The following is a 19,117-nucleotide window of genomic DNA, read 5'->3' on the forward strand; positions in this document are numbered from 1 at the left end:
AGGTTCTAGTCAATAACTAGAACCTCTTCTTTAATTTCTTTCTCCTTTTCGAGACCATATCACAACAGGAATAAGCATGAAAGCTAACACTCCTCCAGCTAATGACAATGCCGCATAACTTGAATTCGCTACTACCATTCCTGACATCGCTCCACCAGAAGCTCCAGCTAACGCAATAAACACATCTATCTTCCCTTGTGTTTTTGCACGTGTGGAAGGTATAGTTGCATCAACAATTTGAGCAGTACCACTTATTAAACCGAGGTTCCACCCTAATCCAAGTAAAGACAAAGCAACGATTAATAGTATTAAAGAATCACTCGGCGCTATCGCAGCTATGACACCTGCTGCTAATAAGATTACTCCACCAGCTATACTCATCGTAGTTCTGCCAATTTTATCAATTAATATTCCTGTAACGAGAGATGGAAGATACATTGCACCTACATGAAAACCAATTACAAGACCTACTGCACTTAAAGCATGACCATGGTGCCCCATATGAACTGGCGTCATTGTCATAATTGCAACCATCACGATTTGTGTAAGTATCATTACGATTTGTGTAAGTATCATTACGATAGCTCCAACCGTAATGCCTCTTTTATTTTCTTTCGCTTCTTCTGTTACTGGTTGCCCTTTATATGTATGTTCTTGTTTATATGATTCTATCATATTAGCAATAAGTAACGGATCTGGACGTAGCATAACAAAAAGGACAAGACCCGCCAGTATAAACGCCGCCGCTGATAATATGAATGGGCCAGCAAGTTCAGGAATTCCAATTGAATGAGCAAACCTTCCCATTACACCTACTAAATTTGGACCTGCGACTGCACCAAAAGTCGTCATTACCATCGTAATACTAATGGCAGTTGCTCTTTGCTTCTTATTCGCTAAATCCGTTCCAGCATAACGCGCTTGTAAATTTGTAGCTGTACCCGCGCCATATATGAGTAAAGAAACTAGTAAAAGAATAATACTATTTATTAAAGCTGCCAATACAACTCCAATAGCCCCTAGTCCACCTACTATAAAACCCGCTGCAAGCCCTACGCGGCGACCATACTTTTGCGATAACTTCCCAACAAAGAAAGCCGCTATCGCAGATCCCATCGTAAACATAGCAGCCGGTAAACCTGCAAATGCATCTGTCCCAAGCATTTGCTGCGCAAGAAGTGCACCTACTGTAATCCCAGCAGCTAACCCAGCTCCGCCGAACATTTGTGAAATACTTACGATTATTAACGTTCTTTTGTATAATTTTCGTTGTCCCTCTTCTGTATACATACGATTACTTATTAAAGCCCCCGCCTTATGTAACAATTCTTCATCCTCCCTTTCAAATTAAACCCTCTTGTTAATGTACTATGTTTAACGTTACATATTCAATGCCATTTTCCATTCTTCTCTTTCATTCTAAAAAACTTTCTAACCAAACTCGACTTCTCTCATGCTATATTAAAAATTCTACCATTCACAATATGTAATCAAAAAACAAAAAACAGGCTGCTATTAGCCTGTTTTCTTTACACTTCCTCTACTACTCTTCCACTTTTCTTTTTACTCAAAACCTTTCTTTCCGAAAATAACAAACTTACTAAAGCACAAATTAAAATAATTGGCACACTCGCTTTATATAAATCTGTAAAACTCATCGCCATCTGACTCTTAGCATAATGGTTTACATCATTCGAAAATGCGAGTACTTCTTTCTTTATACTTTCCTCTTGTTTTTCAACTTCATTTGTCACTTGATTCATAACTTCTTCTCTTTTTATATCTCTATATTCTACTGGAACAGCATTTAACACTTCATCTACTTTTTGGTGAATTAATTCGTCTTTTTTCTCTTTATGTAACCCTACAAATTTTTCATTTTGATGCTTTTCTACATTCGTTTCTATACTTTGATTCTCTATTTTTTCTTTTGTCATTTGTAATATCTCCGCTTGCTGAGTATTACCTACATGAATATTACGCACCTTTTCTTCTGCATAACGATATACATTCTCTTTATTTACAGTTAAGTTGTGAGTTAAGTTAGATACAAATATTGCGACCGCTAAAACAATACCTACTTGCCGCAACATTGACACGACACTTTGAGAAGCAGTTAATAATTCCCCTTCAAACGAAGAAGCACTTAAAACTGTAATTGGACCTACTACTAAACCATACCCAACACCTAGTATCATACATGGAATAATAATTTCTATATTTGTTGAATTAACATCAATCATTTGCAACCAATAATAAGATAAGCCCATCACAAGAAAGCCTGATAAAATAATAGTTACTTTTCCGAGTTTTTTAATTAAAGTTGCTGCAGCTGGTGAGACAAAAAATATCATTGCTGAAATAGGTGTCACTAAAAAAGCTGCTTCAATTTCCGTTCGACCTTGTATTTTCGTCAAGAACGTCGGAAGCAATACAGTAACTCCAATTAAAAATACATTACTTAATATAACAACGATAGATGCTCCAACAAACATTCGATCTTGAAATAAATTTAAATTCACCATTGGATTATGAACCTTTCGTTCCACTAGAACAAATAGAATAAGAGAAATAGTGCTAATTGCATAACAAGACAAGGCTATGTTACTTTGCCATCCCCATGTATTTCCTTTTACTAATACGAGAGTAAAAGAAAAAATTGCTAAGCTACTTAATAGTAGTCCTACCCAATCTATTTTTGAGATAATACGTTCTTCATTTTTTATTTGTAACATAATGCAGCATAAAATGATTCCAAGAATACAAATTGGAACATTTACGAAGAACACCCATCTCCAACCGAAATTTTGTGTAATAATTCCACCTATTACTGGACCCATCGCAGCTGATAGTCCCTGTGTTACTCCCAAAATCGCAAGTGCAACATGCCTCTTTGCTAATGGCATAGCTGATACGCCAATTACCATACTAGTTGGAAATAAAATCGCTGCACCTACACTTTGTATAAAGCGAGAAAAGATAAGAAAATCGCCCGTATTAGCAAAAGCACAAAGTACTGATCCACCACCAAAAATTATCAAACCAACAATATACATCTTTGCTTTCTCAAAAATATCAGCTATCCGTCCTAGCGGAATAGCGAGTACAGCTATTGTCATTGTATAAACATTTAATACCCAAGACATCTTTTCTAATGAAGTATTTACACTCGTTTGTATCGCTGGTAAAGCTATATTCATAATTGTCGTATCAATCATACAAAGAAATATACCTAAGCACATTAAAAAGACAATCTTAATACCCTTTGATTGTTCCATGTTCTTCTACCCCTTTATTTATTATGAACGTTTTTTCAGTCTTCCATTTTATTGTGTTCTTTTGCTTCTAGTTGCTCTAGTTTTCTTTTCAAAGTCTCTACTTGAGCACTATACGATGCGATTCCTACATCAAGTGAAATTTCCTCAACAAAAGTAATACCTTCTCTCCACTTTTCATATTTCAGACGTAGATCCGCAATGTATGCTTCTTTCCTTTCAATTTCGTCCTTAATCCATTTTTTTATCGCCTGACCATCGCTGTAATTACCGAAATACATCCTCATTAAAAAATCTGAACGTAAAACATCTTTCTCTACATCCGTTTGCATGTATTGATAAAACTCTTCACGCCCTGCATCTGTAATAAAGTACATTTTCTTATTCGGTTTCCCTTCTTGCATAACAACTTCTTTTTTTATTTTCCCCTCTTTTTCCAACTGACGTAACGTTGGATAGATCATCCCAAAACTTCCATCAAAGAAATGAGTAAATACATCTTCAAACACAATTTTAATATCATAACCAGACAATTCTTTTCCCATTAATAAACCTAAAACAACATCTCTTCCTTTCAAAATAAGACCCCCACATAGTATATAATCAATAATCATATTAACAATGTTAATATGATTATTGATTATATACCTTATTCTGTTATTTGTAAAATGTTTCTAAATAAAAAACACCCTGTAATTTTATTGTTCAAAATTACAGGGTATCTCTACTTTATATTTCATATGTAAACCTTGTACTATTTTACAACTACATCTTGATTCGTTTCAAAGTCTTCCGTCTTACCTTCTTTCATTTCATAATAATAAGAAGGCAATTCTATACCATGCTCTACAAAATAATCCTCAATTAACGAAATAATCACTTTCAACGTTTTCAAACGTGCGTATAATTTATCGTTGCTCGCGATTATTTGCCATTTTGCATTAGGCTTATTTGTTTTTTCAAACATGTCTTCCATTGCCTCAACATACTCGTCCCATTTTTCACGGTTACGCCAATCTTCATCTGTAATTTTCCATCTTTTTAAAGGATTGTTCTCTCTATCCTTAAACCTCTTTAACTGTTCATCTTTACTAATATGATAGAAAAACTTCCCGATTATATAATGATCATCTGTTAATAGTTTTTCAAAATCATTAATCTCGTCATACGCTCTCGTCCACTCTTCCTTTGTAGCAAACCCTTCAACACGCTCAACTAACACGCGGCCGTACCACGAGCGATCGAAAATAGTAATTTGCCCGTACTGAGGTAGTTTCCGCCAGAAACGTTGCAAGTAATGGTACCGTTTCTCATGAGGTGCCGGTGCTCCAATTGGATTTACTTGAAACCCACGCGGATCAAGGTGCTCTGTCACTCGTTTAATCGCTCCGCCTTTTCCAGCCGCATCCCAGCCTTCCATAACGAGCATAACTGCGATTTTTTCTTCTTTTACTATTTGCTGCAACGCTAATAAGCGCCTTTGATATTTTTCAAGTTTCTTATTATACTTAGATTTCGATTCAATTCTTTTCGTTACATTTACTTTAGCAAGATATCCATGTTCCATAAAACAAATCCCCCTTGTTGTATGACAATGTTATCTTACCATACTTTTGGTAATTTCTTCATAATTCTATTCCCTTTGACTTATACTTCAAATCGAGAACCGAACTGATAAATCACATCCGTACATACTTTATAGCACATCATCAACAAATGTATATTCCTATTAATATTTCAAACAAAAACAACCATCAGCTGATATATAAACAAGATAATGGTTGTTTAAAAATAAAAAGCTCTACGTGTTAACTATTCTCGATAAATATCTTCTAAAATTATATATTCATTGACTTTTCCTCACATTGATTCAACGCTACATAACAAGCTCCATATACACCAGCATCATTATGTAATGATGCTAAAGCGATTTCCACCTTATTTTGATAGATATCCATTATTTTGTCATGGAACCTTTCTTGAATTTGTTTCAAAAATGGTTCACCTTGCTCTGTAATACCTCCCCCAATAATAATTAATTCGGGGTTAAATATATAAGTAATATTTACTAAACCAGCAACAACATACTGTAGAAACTGTTCATATACATCCTTTGCCAATCGTTCTCCTCTGTACATACGTTCTATAATTTCTTCACCTGTGATTGTACCTATCTCTAGCCCTTGAATTTTTGATGCTTCTTTATACTGACGAATCAATGCCGAAGTCGATGCATATCTCTCATAACATCCCTCTCCGCCACAACTACATTTTTCTCCATTATGAACAATTATCATATGACCAAGCTCTCCTGCTAATCCTTTCACTCCCTGAAGCATTTTGCCATTTATAATGATTCCACTACCAATTCCGGTTCCAAGTGTGATTAAAACAATATGTTCTTTCCCCTGCCCTACTCCTTTCCACATTTCACCGAGACAAGCTGAACGAACATCATTTTCAATACTCGCCACATACCCTGTCTCACTATAAATGTAATCTGCTATTTTTGTACCGCTATATCCCGAAATATTGGCAGAATACAGAACTTCCCCCTTGATATTATCAATAATCCCACACGATGATACACCTACAGAATGAATTTTATAGCTCTTTTCAAACTCATATATTACTTCACAAATGCGATACAAAATTTCTTTCTTTTGATTTTGTACTGGTGTTGTTATTTTCCCTTGTTCATGTACCATTCCTTGTTCATCAATCATTGCATATTTTATAAAAGTTCCTCCAATATCAAAACAAGCAACGTACTTCCCCATATTTCTCCCCTTCCTACTTTTAGACAATTGTAATTTCATTATAGAAATTCTCTACATTTTTAAGCTGTATGTAACCTGTTATTTCCTCAGCTGCGTTAGCCATTCCACACGCCACCGAAAAACGAAGTGCATCCTTTATCCCATACCCCTTTGCGAGTGCTAACGTTATTCCTGCAACCATTGCGTCACCTGAGCCAACGGCATTGATTGTTTTTATTTCTGAAATAATTGCCCTTATGCTTTCATCTTTCGTAATAAGTATCGCTCCTTCTCTTCCAAGTGATAACAAAACATACTGCACGCCCCCCTCGCAGATTTTAGTTGCTTCCGCAATCATTTCTTCCTGTGACACACGTTTTTTTTGAAGCAACTGACAAATTTCTTGCCTGTTTGGTTTAATTAAAAATGGTTTTCCTTGTATGCCATGCAATAATGGTTCTCCACTTGTATCTAATATGAATTTTTTACCGTTTTCAGCCGCCTTTTGTGCCAACTGTTGATAAAATGAATTTGGAATACCCTTAGGTAAACTTCCCGATGCAACAATAAACTCAAAATCTTTTACTATCCTTTCATATTTTTTTATAAAAAGAGCTATTTCATCCTCTGAAATAGCTGGTCCTGCTTCTAATACTTCAGTAGCTGACGCAGATTTTTTTGTGATTAACGCTATACAATTGCGAGTTTCTTCTTTAACGGAAACAAACTCATCAATAATCGATAAATCTTTCAATCTTTTTCTTATGAACTCACCATTACTACCACCAAGTAACCCAGCTCCTGTTACTTCTTCTCCAAGCAAACGAAGTACTCTCGATACATTAATGCCTTTTCCACCCGCAGTTTTTTCATAGTCTTTCGTACGATGTATTTTGTTTAGTTTTAATTCTCCTAATTCATATCGCATATCAACAGATGGATTCAATGTAATTGTCGCAATCATAAGAATATCTCCTTACACACGATTTAAACTTTTGCACATCTTTATTTTATCTGCAACAACCCGTTTCATCGCCATAATTGCATCTGAAAAATATTTACGCGGATCATTTTCTTCTGGATGAGAATGTAGATAATGGCGTAATGCTGTTCCGAATGCAATTTTTAGCTCTGTTGCAATATTTACTTTACAAATTCCTAAACGAATCGTTTCTTGCACTAAACTGTCTGATAATCCAGATGCCCCATGTAGTACAAGAGGAATATTGACTTGCTTTCTGATATTTATTAATCTTTGTAAATCTAATTTTGGTTCCCCTTTATATAGTCCATGTGCCGTTCCAATTGCAACTGCCAATGAGTCAATATTCGTGCGTTCTACAAATTCTTTCGCTTGGTAAGGATCTGTATAAATTGAGTTTTCTACTTTTATATCTTCTTCTATTCCTGATAATTGCCCTAATTCAGCCTCTACTGTTACTCCATATTGTTTTGCATACAACGAAACTTCCTGAACAATCTGAATATTCTCTTCAAATGGATGATGCGATGCATCAATCATAACAGAGCGAACTCCTGAATCAATACAATTTTTAATATCACTTATATCCTCATGATGATCTAAATGTAGGCTAATTGGTATTTCATATTGCTTTCTCGCTGCTTCAATCATATGCAAAAGATATTCTTTTCCCATATATTTTATTGTGCCTGGTGTAGCAGCTATAATAACAGGTGACCTAAGCTCTACTGCGGATTCAATTACTGCTTTTAAAGTTTCTAAATTATGAATATTAAAAGCCGGAACCGCATAACCCTGTTCTTGTGCATTTCTCAGTATAAATTGAGTTGAAACAAGCATACTCTCAAATCCTCTCTTTATTCTTTTTATATTTCATTTCTCCCCCTACAACTGTTCCTATAAGATCTAAATCCTCTGTTAATATAAGAAAATCAGCTCTTTTCCCTGGTGCTATACTTCCAATTTCATTATCAACTCCAATACTTTTAGCAGGAATTAACGATCCCATATGAACACATTCCCATAACGATGCATTTGTCCATTTCTCTATATTCTTCACACCATCAATAAATCGAAGTGTACTTCCTGCTAAAGAACCCGCCTCTGTTCGGGCAATGCCGTCTTGCACTTGGACAACAAATTCTCCTAAATTATATGTGCCATCCCCTAATAAGCCCGCTCGCATACAGTCACTAACTAAACAAGTTTTGTCGTATCCTTTACATTTATATAAAATATTCACTACGCTTGGATGTACATGATGTCCATCTACAATGATTTCACCATACACATGCTCAGTTGAGAGTACCGCTCCAACAACGCCAGGTTCACGGTGATGTAATCCTTTCATTCCATTAAACGTATGCACAAAAATCGTCGCTCCTGCTTGAATCGCATTCTGGCATATCTCATAGTTTGCATTCGTATGCCCAATTGCTACATGAATATTCTTTTTCACAGCATGATGTATACACGCAATAGCACCTTTCCTCTCTGGTGCCATGGCAATTTTTTTAATTGTCCCTTCTGATGCAACAATCCACTCCTCTAACATTTCAATGGTTGGATCAATAAAATATTTAGAGTTTTGTGCACCTTTATAGACCTCCGTAAAACAAGGTCCCTCCAGAAAAGCTCCAATAATATTGGCCCCATCCACTCCTCTTTTTTTTGCATGAGCTATATTTTTTAAAGCTTTCATTATATTTTCCGAAGAATCAGTTAATGTTGTAGGTAAAAAACTCGTAACACCATTTTCCAATAACATAATAGAAATATTGTTTAACGATTCATATGTGCTATCCATTACATCATGTCCCGCTACACCGTGAATATGTGTATCCACAAATCCTGGAGAAATAATACTTCCTTCAAAATCCATTACTAACGCTCCGTCTACTATTTCTTCAACATGTTTTAGAAAGTAGCCATTTACAATATGTAAATATCCACCCTCACGAACACCATCTTCTAGTAGATACATAGATGCTTTGACATAGTAGTTCATAAATTGCTATTCCTTTCCTTTATAAGGATGTACTGTTACCCCTCGAACGATACGATTTACACTTCCACTTGGACAAGGGTTATCTGGAGTAATCCCTAATGCAATAGATTTATATAACGCTAAAATTTGTCCGTATAATATATAAATAAACGTAATATACATGTCATCTTTCAGATTGCGTCCGTCATTGCATAAAAACGTATTTGAATTTCGCCTTGCTTCCTGATTATCTTGATGTGCTATAACAATAATCTCGCTTCTTTCTTTCTCTTGAAAAAGCTCTTTTAATAAATCAAGATCATATTTTTTCGTATACTCATCATTAGATAAAAATAATACAACAACTGTATCCTTATCTAAAATTGATTTCGGTCCATGCCTAAACCCAAGTGTTGTGTCAAACGTAACTGGGATACGACCAGCAGTTAACTCTAAAAATTTTAAAGCAGCCTCTCGAGAAAGTCCCTCGAATACGCCTGATCCTAAAAATACAATTTTACGAAATTCTTTTTCTGCAATTCGTTGAATTTCCTGTTCTTGTTTTTTGATTACATCTTTTCCTAATCTTACAATATCCATAATGCTAGGTTCTAAAAGATGGGTCTGATTATAGTTACATAACATAAGTGCAGTTAACATCATAGAGGTAAAACTTCCTGTCATTGCAAACCCTTGATCGTTTGCCTCCTGTGGCATATACATAACAAAAGCGTTCTCTTTATGCTGAAATTGCTTCGCTAAATTTCCTTCTTCATTACATGTTAAAATAATATGATAAACTGAATGAATAATTTGTTCTCCTAATTGCGCTGCCGCTACACTTTCTGGACTATTGCCTGAGCGAGCAAAAGACACTAAAATTGTTGGGATGTCTGGCTGAAGATAGTAATAAGGACTTGAGACTATATTTGTTGTTGGAATGCTTTCAATATGCATTTTCTTTAAATCCGTAATCCTTTTTACATATGGAACAATTGTGTCTCCAACAAAAGCGGATGTCCCTGCACCAGTGAAAATAACCCTCACTTGTTCATGATCTCTTGAAATACGTGAAAAGAAGTCTATAATTTCATGATGTTTGCTTTGAAAATTCAAATATACTTGCTCCCAAAGATCTGGCTGTTGTGCAATTTCTTTCGCTGTAAAACACGCTCCATATGTTTCTCTTATTTCATCATTTGCATGTAATAACATTTCAGAACCCCCTTAATATTAGTCCACATCTTATCACGTCATCATTACCAGTTGAATTACAATAAGTATAACTATACTTATTGTAATTCAACTGTGTAAGTAAATTTATCTCCTCTTGCAATGGTCTGTGTGTATTCAATTATATTTTCTTTCGCATATGCAATACGTTCTAGAGATAAAGATGGTTCATTCTTTTCAACTTGTAGCCATGTTGCATGCTCTTTTTCTGCTGCAATCGCTTTGAAACTTTCCACCGCACGTGTGATATGAACTTGGTATTTTGTACGGAAAATCTCGTACATTGGTGTTTCTTCTAATTCTTTCTTCGTTAAATATGGAAAGAACTTTACAGGAATATAAGATGTTTCAAATAGCATGGGTTCTTTATCAGCTAACCTTAATCTCGTAATTTGATACACCTCTTCTCCATTGTTAAGATTCATAATTTTCGATATTTTTTTATCGCAATGAATTATGGAAAATGATACGACTGTTGATGATGGAACCTTTCCAAATTTTTTCATTTCTTCTGTGAAACTATAAAAACGGACAAGACTTTGATTAAATACACGAGGTGAGACAAAACTCCCTTTACCATGTTTTTTATAAATATATCCTTCTTTTTCTAATTCTTGCATCGTCTGCCTTACTGTTGTTCTACTTACATCATGAATCTCGCATAGTTCACGTTCTGATGGAAGCTTATCATGTTCTTGTAAATTCCCAGTTTCAATTTGCTCCACAATAATATCCATTAGTTGGTAGTATAATGGTGTTCGATTATCTTTTGCAATCATGTTTTACTCCCTCATCTATAAAGTTGTTATGACCAGTTTATGGCTATTATATCGAATGAAAATAGGAATTACCATTACTTTCTCACAGAGAAAGATAAGCTTATTCTATCTGTTAAAATTTACTTGAATCGTATATTTAATTTGTTTCTTTATATGCACTCTTCTTACTTTGCTAGATTCATCGATTGTTGTAACTCTGTCACATATTGCTTAAGATTTACTGTTTCACCCGTTATTCTTGATCTTTCAGCAGCAAATGCAATCAAATGACTATTTGCCGAAATCATTGCAGACGTTAAACTTTCTGTTTTATTGCTTTTTACCTTTTCGATAAAATCAGTCATAATTGCATTATCTGCTCCCATATGTCCACCTTCTATTGTTTTTGGGTAAATCGTTTCAACTTCACCTGAAAAATATTTGACCTTCAATTCATTTAAGACATCATGACCATGAATTTCACCATGTGTTCCCATAATTTTAAACGTACGGCAACACTCTTTTGTAAATGCAGACATTGTAAAAGCAACTGTTACATCATTATCAAACAGCAAATTTACTACTTGATGATCCACAACATCATTGTCACAATGGTACACACAACGCCCATAAGGTCCCTTTTTTAGTGCCTCCAGTCTATTTTCAATGCTTGTATCAATAGAAACTACATTCGCTGGCCATTCATCTCTCTCATGTAAATACCATTTTAAAGCAGAATATTGGCAGTTTCCCTCAACTTCACAACCATCTGTACAACGTAACGTCGAACCCTTAGGTGCATGTTCGGATTTAAAATGAGTCAAACTTCCAAAAGATGAAATCTTTTCACACTCTGCACCCACAAGCCATTGTAGCACATCCATATCATGACAACATTTTTGCAAAATCATTGAACTTGATTCAGACTTATTACGCCAATTCCCTCTTACGAAACTATGTGCTTGATGCCAATGACCGACATTTTCATTCCATTGAATTGAAACGATATCCCCTATCTTCTTTTGATCAACAATTTCTTTTAAAGTCCTATAGAATGGTGCATACCTTAACACGTGACATACTGTTAATAACACGTTATATCTCGTGGCAGCCTCTGCAATTTCCAATGTCTCTTTAGGACTTGGTGACATTGGTTTTTCTAATAAAATTTTGTATCCCTTCTCAATCGCTTGCATTACAGGTTTATAATGAAACCGGTCGGGCGAACAAATAAGCAATACATCACAAAGCTTTTCTTTCGCTAATAACTCTTCCCATGTTTCAAATTGCATATCTTCCGAAACGTTATGCATTTCAGAGAATTTCTGTCTTTTTGCATTATCCAATTCTGCAACCGCAACAAAAGTTATCTCTGTTGGATGTTCTAACGCGTAAGAAGCATAAGCGTACATTCCACGACTTCCTGCCCCAATTAATGCCGCCGTAATCATACATATCCTCTCCTATTCTATTATTCTTATTTTCCACCTGTAATTGTAATTCCTTCAATAAATTGTTTTTGTAAAAAAATAAACAATAACAACATTGGTAAAATCGCTAAAAATGATCCCGCCATTAGTACAGGATAGTTTGTTGCATATTGCCCTTGTAGTGAAGATAAACCAACTGATAATGTCATCATATCTGGTGAATTATTTACAATCATCGGCCACATCAATTCATTCCAAGACCAGAGTGTTGTAAATATACCAAGTGCAATTAAACCTGGTTTCGCAAGAGGCAGCATAACATACCAATAAATTTGGAAGTGATTGCAACCATCTAATCTCGCCGCTTCTTCTAGTTCCTTTGGAACGCCCATAAAAAACTGACGCAATAAAAAGGTACCAAATGCACTAAATAACCCAGGTACAATTACCGCTTGTAATGTATTCAACCAATCCAGTTTTACCATAATTAAATATTGTGGAAGCAAAAACACTTGAGCTGGAACCATTAGGACGGAAAGAGTTAGTAAAAACAGTACATTTCTACCTGGAAATTGTATTCTAGCAAAAGCATAAGCTGCTAATGAGCATAAAAACAACTGCCCAATCGTTCTAGCTATTGTAACAATTACAGTATTCATCATAAATTTTAAAAATGGTAATAAGTTGAATATTTCCGTATAGTTACTCCACATAAATTGAGATGGGATAATAACTGGTGAAACTTGAACAGATTCTGCATAAGTCTTTAGAGACGTTAATATCATCCAAATAAAAGGACCAATGGTTAATAAGGCACCTATGATAAGCATTGTATGAATCATAATTTTATTTTTATTGACTGCACCTACTCTTTTATTCATCATAATGCACCCACTTTTTCTGTAATATCATTTGAATCGCTGTAATGATTAATATAATAATTAATAATACAACTGCTATGGCTGCCGAATATCCTTTTTCATTCAAAATAAAGGCATTTTGATAAAATAAATAAACAATAGATTGTGTATTTTCAATTACATTACTTGTTCTACCAATCATCATAAAGATGAGATCGAATACTTGAAATGCTCCAATTAAAGACATAATCGTTACAAAGAAAATAACTGGCGATAAAAGTGGCAATGTAATCTTAAAGAAAATTGTAATTGGCCGGGCTCCATCCATAATTGCTGCTTCATAGTATGTTTTAGGGATGTTTTGGAGACCAGATAGAAAAATAACCATGTTATATCCTATCCCACCCCAAATCGCAACTATAATAATTGAATATAATGCAATGTTAGGGTTGGTAAGCCAATTAGGACCATCAATTCCAAAGCATGATAACATGTAATTGAGTAACCCATAGTCAGAATTATAGATCCATTTCCATACCATCGCGATTGCAGCAGGCATTGTAATAACAGGTAAAAAATATAATGTTCTATACAGGGATTTCCCTTTAATGTTTTGATTTAATAGCACCGCTAATATGATGGATAAAAATATACTGATTGGAACAGTAAGCACGATATAAATAAATGTATTTTGAAAAGCCTTTCCTAAATCTTGATCAGTAAACATCTTTTTATAGTTTTCTAATCCAATCCATTCATAGCTACCAAACGCATCCCACGCTGTAAAACTAAAATAAATATTTTGCAAAATTGGCCACATATAAAAAATGAATAACCCTAGCATAGTTGGGGCAATCATGACATATGCCCATATATAATCTAATTTCTTTTTCTTTTTATATTTTTTTTGTATATGTGTGTTTTTGCTCCACTACCTTTATTGATAGATCCTCCATCTCTTCACTCCTCCCATAATTTTTGATTTAAAGTAAGGAGAGAATCCCTCTCCTTATTTTTTAGAAAGAACTTCATTTGCCTTCTCTGTTAATTCTTTTGTTGCATCTTCAACATTCAATTCTCCTCCCCATACCCTTTTTAATACTTTTGTTTCTTGCTCCCATAAAGCTCCTGTATTTTTCACACTCGGTAATGGGTAAGAATATTCAAGACCAGTGATATACGCTTGTAAATTCAAGTTTGGAACGGATTTAACCCATGCTTCTTGTGTTCCATTAAAAGCAGGAATAACTGTTCCAGTTTCTGCAAACACATCTGCTGCCTCTTTAAAACCTAAATATTTCACAAATTCCCAAGCTGCATCCGGATATTTTGTTTTCGCTGAGATGACATTTGCTAGACCATGAATCATAACAGCTCTTTCTTTCCCTTTTGGCATAACAGCAATATTTAAATCAGGATTTTTCTTATATTCTGGTACCATCCAAGGCCCATCAAAAATCATCGCTACTTTACCTGATAAAAACAAATCAGATGCTGTTGTCTCTGTCATTTGAGCAAATGTTGGTGATAATCCTTCTTTAATAAAACTAATGTTATAATTAAACGCTTCAATTGCTTGTGGTTTATTAAATCCTACTGTTTTTTTATCTTTAGAAAGAACATACCCTTTATTTTGGTAAATGAGATCATAATAGCCACCTTGATTTCCCATTGCTGCTGCAAATCCCCAAACATCTTTTTCCTTTTTCGTCAATTTTTTTGCAGCTTCTTTCATTTTCTCCCAATCCCATGAATCATCTGGATATGCTACTCCAGCTTCATCAAATAATTTTTTATTATACCAAAGTGCCGTTGTATCAAAATCTTTTGGAATACCGTAAGTTTTATTATCTACTGTATATAAATCAACTAAAGATTTCGGATAATTTTCCAATTTATACTTATCCTTTTTCGCTTTATCATCCAAAGGCATCAATACTTTCCCCGAAGCGTATTTCACAACATTTGGTCCATTCATCCAAAATACATCCGGCAATGCATTTCCTGTTGCTGCCGTTTCAAGCTTCTGAAAATACTGCCCATACGCTGTTAATTCTATTTTCACCTTAATATTCGGATGTTTTTCATTAAACTGTTGAACCACTTTTTCCACTGCTGGTAGTTGTTTCTTATCCCAAAGTGCATACCGTAATTCTATTTTTTCATCTTTAGATGACGTGTTAACTTTTTCGCCACTGTTAGAACATCCTACTATTGCCAATAGCAATGTTGACAAAAAGAAAATAAACCACTTTTTCATCCCTTTTCCTCCTCTAGAAACAATCATCTATATAACATAATCTTTACTTATGTTTCTTGTAATTCACTGACGACAAATTAAACTAATATAATCAACTTTACAAAAGATTTGGAGCACCTTGTAAATAAAGCGTTTACAAACGAATTTTATTCATTTATAAAAACAATGCTCGTCTCTCCCTTCCCTATCAATTTTAGTAGACTTATGTCATTACCAGTTGAAGGAATAAACTATCATTGATATATTATTTATACATATACCAATTTGATCACGACATGATGTTGTCATTACCAGTTGTTATGAAGTATAACACTATCACTTTTTCCTCTGCAATATATTTTCTGAATTTTTTAAATTTTTATCACGAACTGTATTAATCCATTATCCCTATATAATTTGTTATTAATAAATAATATAAAGATAAGGAGTGTTGATATGATTCAACAATTAAAAAAATATTACGCTAAAGATATAAAAATTAATGAAGCCATACTTTCTGAAGATTACAGTTGGTTTTTGATTGACGGGAATAGAGTAGGAATTCGTAAATCTCGCTTACATAAACGGGAGTGTCAATTGCTTTCATCCCTCTTAACTCCCATCCATACTGACACATGCTACGAAACAAAAATAGAAAAGTATTGGTACGAAGCGTTATATCAGAGTAAAGATATTCAAATAACATCTGTACGCTTTTTACATTTCTTCACAACGCATCCTATAACGGAACGAGAAGAATTTCATAATGCTTTACATTCAATACTTGGTTTTGATACTCCTACAATATGGGAAACTTCACAAACTGGAGTCCTCATCTTAACAGAAAATATATCTGAATATAGATTACAAACAGCCCTTGATACGCTAGAAACAGATTTTTTTATATCCTTATCCTTTTTTGTCGGCAGACACTACACCCAAACCAATCAAGTTTCTCACTTGTATCAATGGGAACGAAATTTATTTTCTTATCTTTCTCCCTATTTATCAAAGAAAATTACATACATTGAACAACTTCTCCCTTATCAATTAATGACCTTATTACCAAAAGAAAAAAGAGAAAAATATACAAATCGTTTATTGGAAAATGTTTCCAATGATAAAGAACTAATAGAGAGTATTAAAGTATTCTTCCAATGTAATTTAAATGTATCACTTGCGGCTAAACAATTATATTTACACCGAAATACTTTACAGTATCGAATTGACAAATTTATTGAAAAAACAGGATTGAATATAAAAACATTTGAAGGTGCTGTGGCTGTTTATTTGGCTTTTCTTTCTTTGAACATCTCGTAATTTTGCATAAAAAAATTAACTTTTTTTGTGCAACTTACCAATTCACCTTACATTAAATAAAACTTATAATTCAGTTAATTATAAAAATAGGGGTGATGTATAATGGCCGAACTCGTATTAAATCATATTTTCAAATTATACGATAATAAAACAACTGCTGTTTCTGACTTCAATTTACATATTCAAGATAAAGAGTTTATTGTATTTGTTGGCCCTTCTGGTTGTGGAAAATCAACTACTCTACGGATGATTGCAGGTTTAGAAGACATTTCTGACGGCTCATTTTATATTGATGATAAACTTATGAATGACGTCGCTCCAAAAGATCGTGACATTGCAATGGTATTTCAAAATTACGCACTATACCCACATATGTCTGTTTACGATAATATGGCGTTTGGTTTAAAATTACGAAAACTACCAAAAGATGAAATTAATCGTCGTGTAACTGAGGCAGCAAAAATATTAGGTCTTGAAGATTATTTAAAGCGAAAACCAAAAGCATTATCGGGTGGACAGCGCCAGCGTGTGGCATTAGGAAGAGCTATCGTTCGTGATGCAAAAGTATTCTTAATGGACGAGCCTCTATCCAATTTAGATGCTAAATTACGTGTAAGTATGCGTTCAGAAATTTCTAAGCTTCATCGCCGCTTAAACACAACTACTATATATGTAACACATGACCAAACGGAAGCAATGACAATGGCATCACGCCTTGTTGTGATGAAAGATGGTATCATACAACAAGTTGGTACACCAAAAGAAGTTTATGATACTCCTGAAAATGTTTTTGTTGGCGGATTCATTGGTTCTCCAGCTATGAATTTTTTTACTGGAACATTAAAAGATAACTATTTTCATATAGAAAACATTCGTTTTAAAGTACCAGAAGGGCAATTAAAAAAATTGCAGAAAAAGGGATACAATAAAAAAACACTTATACTCGGTATTCGTCCAGAAGACATTCACGATGAACCAATTGTCCTTCAATCTTCTCCCGATTCAACTGTCGAAATTAATGTTGAAGTTGCTGAACTATTAGGTGCTGAGACTATGATACATGGAAAACTTGAAAATCAAAGTTTTGTCGCACGAATTAATGCTCGATCAGAACTGAAAGCTGGCGATAAACTTTCAGTAGCCTTTAGTTTAACAAAAGCACATTTTTTTGATAGTGAGACAGAACTACGTATACGTAACAATTAAATACACTTAATTGATTATTCTAAAATTAGATGTACAAAAAAGCTGTGTAGTATGACCTTTACACAGCTTCCTTCTTTAATCCCTTAAACATACTATTACTATTTAACCTTATGATGAGAGAATTCTTCTCTTAAACATTTTGATATTAATCATTTTATTTGTAGGGTTAAGGGGATGACCGTCCGTTTAATTAAAAACAAATGAACGCTGTTAGTATCACATACCATTGCCATATCAAACTCGTTACATATCCCTTCAACCAACACCTTAAAACATTCTTCTATTATCATTTATTTCCGAAAAATTAAAATAAAAAATCTGAAGACACTATCTAAACTTCGGATACTTAAAGTACCACGATCCTTACGGTTTTTAGTAGTATTTCGGATCCAACTTCCCTTTCATTTCATTCCATGCCTAAAGGCGGATCGGCTTTCTTGTTTAGAAAAAGATGTAATAAAACTAAGTACAAGCATAGCAAATAATATAATAACTCCTAACCCAATATTCATAAAACGAATCCCTTACATTATATGGTATAACTTAACATAAAGAGAAGATAATAATAAATAAATCCGTTACAGAATGGGAGCTCTCAAAAAATGAAACGAAAAATATTAACTCTCTTTACGCTTATATGCTTAGCACTACCAATACAAGCTAGTGCATACACATTTCAATCACTACCAATTGCATCAAAGTCTAAACAATGGTATATCGAAATTGATAAATCTCATAACGTAAACAAGCAAGCAATCCAGCCAAAACAAGGTGTATTTGATACATATAGTTTACTCGTAAAAAACATCGGTCATGATGTATCAAACGTATCCGTGGAAATACTTGATAACAATCCTACCTCTAAAGCTACCTTTAAACCTACTACACCTAATGAAAATATTTCTAAAAGTCATACAAGCTTTGACTACATGGTATTCCCATTAGACTTTAATAGCCATAATTTTAAAGTTGTGATTACTTGGGAAGAAAAGAACTTTTCTTACAACGGCCATCCAGTAAATGAAAGTAAAAAACTGAAACAAACATTTGTATTTAATGAAGAGTAAG

The 19,117-nt window shown here is 34.1% G+C and carries 17 protein-coding genes; 3 read left to right on the plus strand and 14 right to left on the minus strand.

The window, feature by feature from the left end; translation table 11 throughout:
• Positions 1 to 30: 30 nt before the first annotated feature.
• From QCI47_RS18945 to QCI47_RS19010, 14 genes are all read right to left on the minus strand, one after another.
• Complete coding sequence (locus tag QCI47_RS18945) at positions 31 to 1,290, minus strand: MFS transporter (RefSeq protein ID WP_483299112.1); 1,260 nt, start codon at positions 1,288 to 1,290, stop codon at positions 31 to 33.
• A 239-nt stretch (positions 1,291 to 1,529) separates the two neighbouring features.
• Positions 1,530 to 3,278 carry an MFS transporter gene (locus QCI47_RS18950; RefSeq protein WP_353811920.1) on the minus strand — a complete coding sequence of 583 codons (1,749 nt, stop codon included), beginning with the start codon at positions 3,276 to 3,278 and terminating at the stop codon, positions 1,530 to 1,532.
• Between the two features lie 35 nt (positions 3,279 to 3,313).
• Positions 3,314 to 3,853: a PadR family transcriptional regulator gene (locus tag QCI47_RS18955; RefSeq protein WP_061131122.1), complete on the minus strand. Its 540-nt coding sequence runs from the start codon at positions 3,851 to 3,853 to the stop codon at positions 3,314 to 3,316.
• A 176-nt stretch (positions 3,854 to 4,029) separates the two neighbouring features.
• Positions 4,030 to 4,842 carry a polyphosphate kinase 2 family protein gene (locus QCI47_RS18960; protein ID WP_061130804.1) on the minus strand — a complete coding sequence of 271 codons (813 nt, stop codon included), beginning with the start codon at positions 4,840 to 4,842 and terminating at the stop codon, positions 4,030 to 4,032.
• Positions 4,843 to 5,113: 271 nt separating this feature from the next.
• Positions 5,114 to 6,055 (minus strand): ROK family protein, encoded by a 942-nt coding sequence (locus QCI47_RS18965; RefSeq protein ID WP_062822334.1) that lies wholly within the window; start codon positions 6,053 to 6,055, stop codon positions 5,114 to 5,116.
• A 19-nt stretch (positions 6,056 to 6,074) separates the two neighbouring features.
• Positions 6,075 to 6,998: a 1-phosphofructokinase gene (gene pfkB, locus QCI47_RS18970; RefSeq protein ID WP_000562120.1), complete on the minus strand. Its 924-nt coding sequence runs from the start codon at positions 6,996 to 6,998 to the stop codon at positions 6,075 to 6,077.
• Positions 6,999 to 7,010: 12 nt separating this feature from the next.
• On the minus strand, positions 7,011 to 7,856 hold the full coding sequence (locus QCI47_RS18975; protein WP_000961489.1) for a tagatose-bisphosphate aldolase subunit GatY: 846 nt from the start codon (positions 7,854 to 7,856) through the stop codon (positions 7,011 to 7,013).
• Positions 7,857 to 7,860: 4 nt separating this feature from the next.
• On the minus strand, positions 7,861 to 9,024 hold the full coding sequence (gene nagA, locus QCI47_RS18980) for an N-acetylglucosamine-6-phosphate deacetylase (RefSeq protein ID WP_001110428.1): 1,164 nt from the start codon (positions 9,022 to 9,024) through the stop codon (positions 7,861 to 7,863).
• Positions 9,025 to 9,030: 6 nt separating this feature from the next.
• The gene (locus QCI47_RS18985; RefSeq protein ID WP_000924262.1) at positions 9,031 to 10,218 is read right to left on the minus strand and encodes an SIS domain-containing protein; all 1,188 of its coding nucleotides are present in this window, start codon (positions 10,216 to 10,218) and stop codon (positions 9,031 to 9,033) included.
• Positions 10,219 to 10,295: 77 nt separating this feature from the next.
• Positions 10,296 to 11,015, minus strand: a complete 720-nt coding sequence (locus QCI47_RS18990; RefSeq protein WP_000560690.1) for a GntR family transcriptional regulator — start codon at positions 11,013 to 11,015, stop codon at positions 10,296 to 10,298.
• Positions 11,016 to 11,179: 164 nt separating this feature from the next.
• On the minus strand, positions 11,180 to 12,445 hold the full coding sequence (locus QCI47_RS18995; protein ID WP_000626886.1) for a Gfo/Idh/MocA family protein: 1,266 nt from the start codon (positions 12,443 to 12,445) through the stop codon (positions 11,180 to 11,182).
• Between the two features lie 26 nt (positions 12,446 to 12,471).
• A complete protein-coding gene (locus QCI47_RS19000; protein ID WP_011198667.1) occupies positions 12,472 to 13,305 on the minus strand; it encodes a carbohydrate ABC transporter permease in 834 nt (277 codons plus the stop codon).
• Positions 13,298 to 14,197 carry a carbohydrate ABC transporter permease gene (locus QCI47_RS19005; RefSeq protein WP_353812014.1) on the minus strand — a complete coding sequence of 300 codons (900 nt, stop codon included), beginning with the start codon at positions 14,195 to 14,197 and terminating at the stop codon, positions 13,298 to 13,300. The genes QCI47_RS19000 and QCI47_RS19005 overlap by 8 nt, the downstream gene beginning before the upstream one ends.
• A 96-nt stretch (positions 14,198 to 14,293) precedes the next feature.
• Entirely contained in the window at positions 14,294 to 15,544 is a 1,251-nt protein-coding gene (locus tag QCI47_RS19010; RefSeq protein WP_353811921.1) for an ABC transporter substrate-binding protein, read from the minus strand.
• Between the two features lie 435 nt (positions 15,545 to 15,979).
• Here QCI47_RS19010 and QCI47_RS19015 point away from each other — a divergent pair, with 435 nt between their 5' ends.
• The 3 genes from QCI47_RS19015 to QCI47_RS19025 all read left to right on the plus strand — a co-directional run bounded on the left by QCI47_RS19015 (position 15,980) and on the right by QCI47_RS19025 (position 19,116).
• Entirely contained in the window at positions 15,980 to 16,843 is an 864-nt protein-coding gene (locus QCI47_RS19015; RefSeq protein WP_000615934.1) for a PucR family transcriptional regulator, read from the plus strand.
• A gap of 102 nt (positions 16,844 to 16,945) precedes the next feature.
• Positions 16,946 to 18,049 carry an ABC transporter ATP-binding protein gene (locus tag QCI47_RS19020; RefSeq protein WP_062822336.1) on the plus strand — a complete coding sequence of 368 codons (1,104 nt, stop codon included), beginning with the start codon at positions 16,946 to 16,948 and terminating at the stop codon, positions 18,047 to 18,049.
• Between the two features lie 602 nt (positions 18,050 to 18,651).
• Entirely contained in the window at positions 18,652 to 19,116 is a 465-nt protein-coding gene (locus QCI47_RS19025) for a hypothetical protein (protein WP_000823325.1), read from the plus strand.
• Position 19,117 lies beyond the last annotated feature (1 nt).

It is taken from the genome of Bacillus cereus group sp. RP29 (assembly GCF_040459765.1).
Lineage (GTDB): Bacteria > Bacillota > Bacilli > Bacillales > Bacillaceae_G > Bacillus_A > Bacillus_A paranthracis.

Excerpts from the sequence above, each read along its gene's own strand:
- QCI47_RS18945 (WP_483299112.1), bottom strand. The coding sequence starts at position 1,290 with ATGTATACAGAAGAGGGACAACGAAAATTATACAAAAGAACGTTAATA.
- QCI47_RS18950 (WP_353811920.1), bottom strand. The coding sequence starts at position 3,278 with ATGGAACAATCAAAGGGTATTAAGATTGTCTTTTTAATGTGCTTAGGT.
- QCI47_RS18960 (WP_061130804.1), bottom strand. The coding sequence starts at position 4,842 with ATGGAACATGGATATCTTGCTAAAGTAAATGTAACGAAAAGAATTGAA.
- QCI47_RS18965 (WP_062822334.1), bottom strand. The coding sequence starts at position 6,055 with ATGGGGAAGTACGTTGCTTGTTTTGATATTGGAGGAACTTTTATAAAA.
- pfkB (WP_000562120.1), bottom strand. The coding sequence starts at position 6,998 with ATGATTGCGACAATTACATTGAATCCATCTGTTGATATGCGATATGAA.
- QCI47_RS18975 (WP_000961489.1), bottom strand. The coding sequence starts at position 7,856 with ATGCTTGTTTCAACTCAATTTATACTGAGAAATGCACAAGAACAGGGT.
- nagA (WP_001110428.1), bottom strand. The coding sequence starts at position 9,024 with ATGAACTACTATGTCAAAGCATCTATGTATCTACTAGAAGATGGTGTT.
- QCI47_RS18985 (WP_000924262.1), bottom strand. The coding sequence starts at position 10,218 with ATGTTATTACATGCAAATGATGAAATAAGAGAAACATATGGAGCGTGT.
- QCI47_RS18990 (WP_000560690.1), bottom strand. The coding sequence starts at position 11,015 with ATGATTGCAAAAGATAATCGAACACCATTATACTACCAACTAATGGAT.
- QCI47_RS18995 (WP_000626886.1), bottom strand. The coding sequence starts at position 12,445 with ATGATTACGGCGGCATTAATTGGGGCAGGAAGTCGTGGAATGTACGCT.
- QCI47_RS19000 (WP_011198667.1), bottom strand. The coding sequence starts at position 13,305 with ATGAATAAAAGAGTAGGTGCAGTCAATAAAAATAAAATTATGATTCAT.
- QCI47_RS19010 (WP_353811921.1), bottom strand. The coding sequence starts at position 15,544 with ATGAAAAAGTGGTTTATTTTCTTTTTGTCAACATTGCTATTGGCAATA.
- QCI47_RS19015 (WP_000615934.1), top strand. The coding sequence starts at position 15,980 with ATGATTCAACAATTAAAAAAATATTACGCTAAAGATATAAAAATTAAT.
- QCI47_RS19020 (WP_062822336.1), top strand. The coding sequence starts at position 16,946 with ATGGCCGAACTCGTATTAAATCATATTTTCAAATTATACGATAATAAA.
- QCI47_RS19025 (WP_000823325.1), top strand. The coding sequence starts at position 18,652 with ATGAAACGAAAAATATTAACTCTCTTTACGCTTATATGCTTAGCACTA.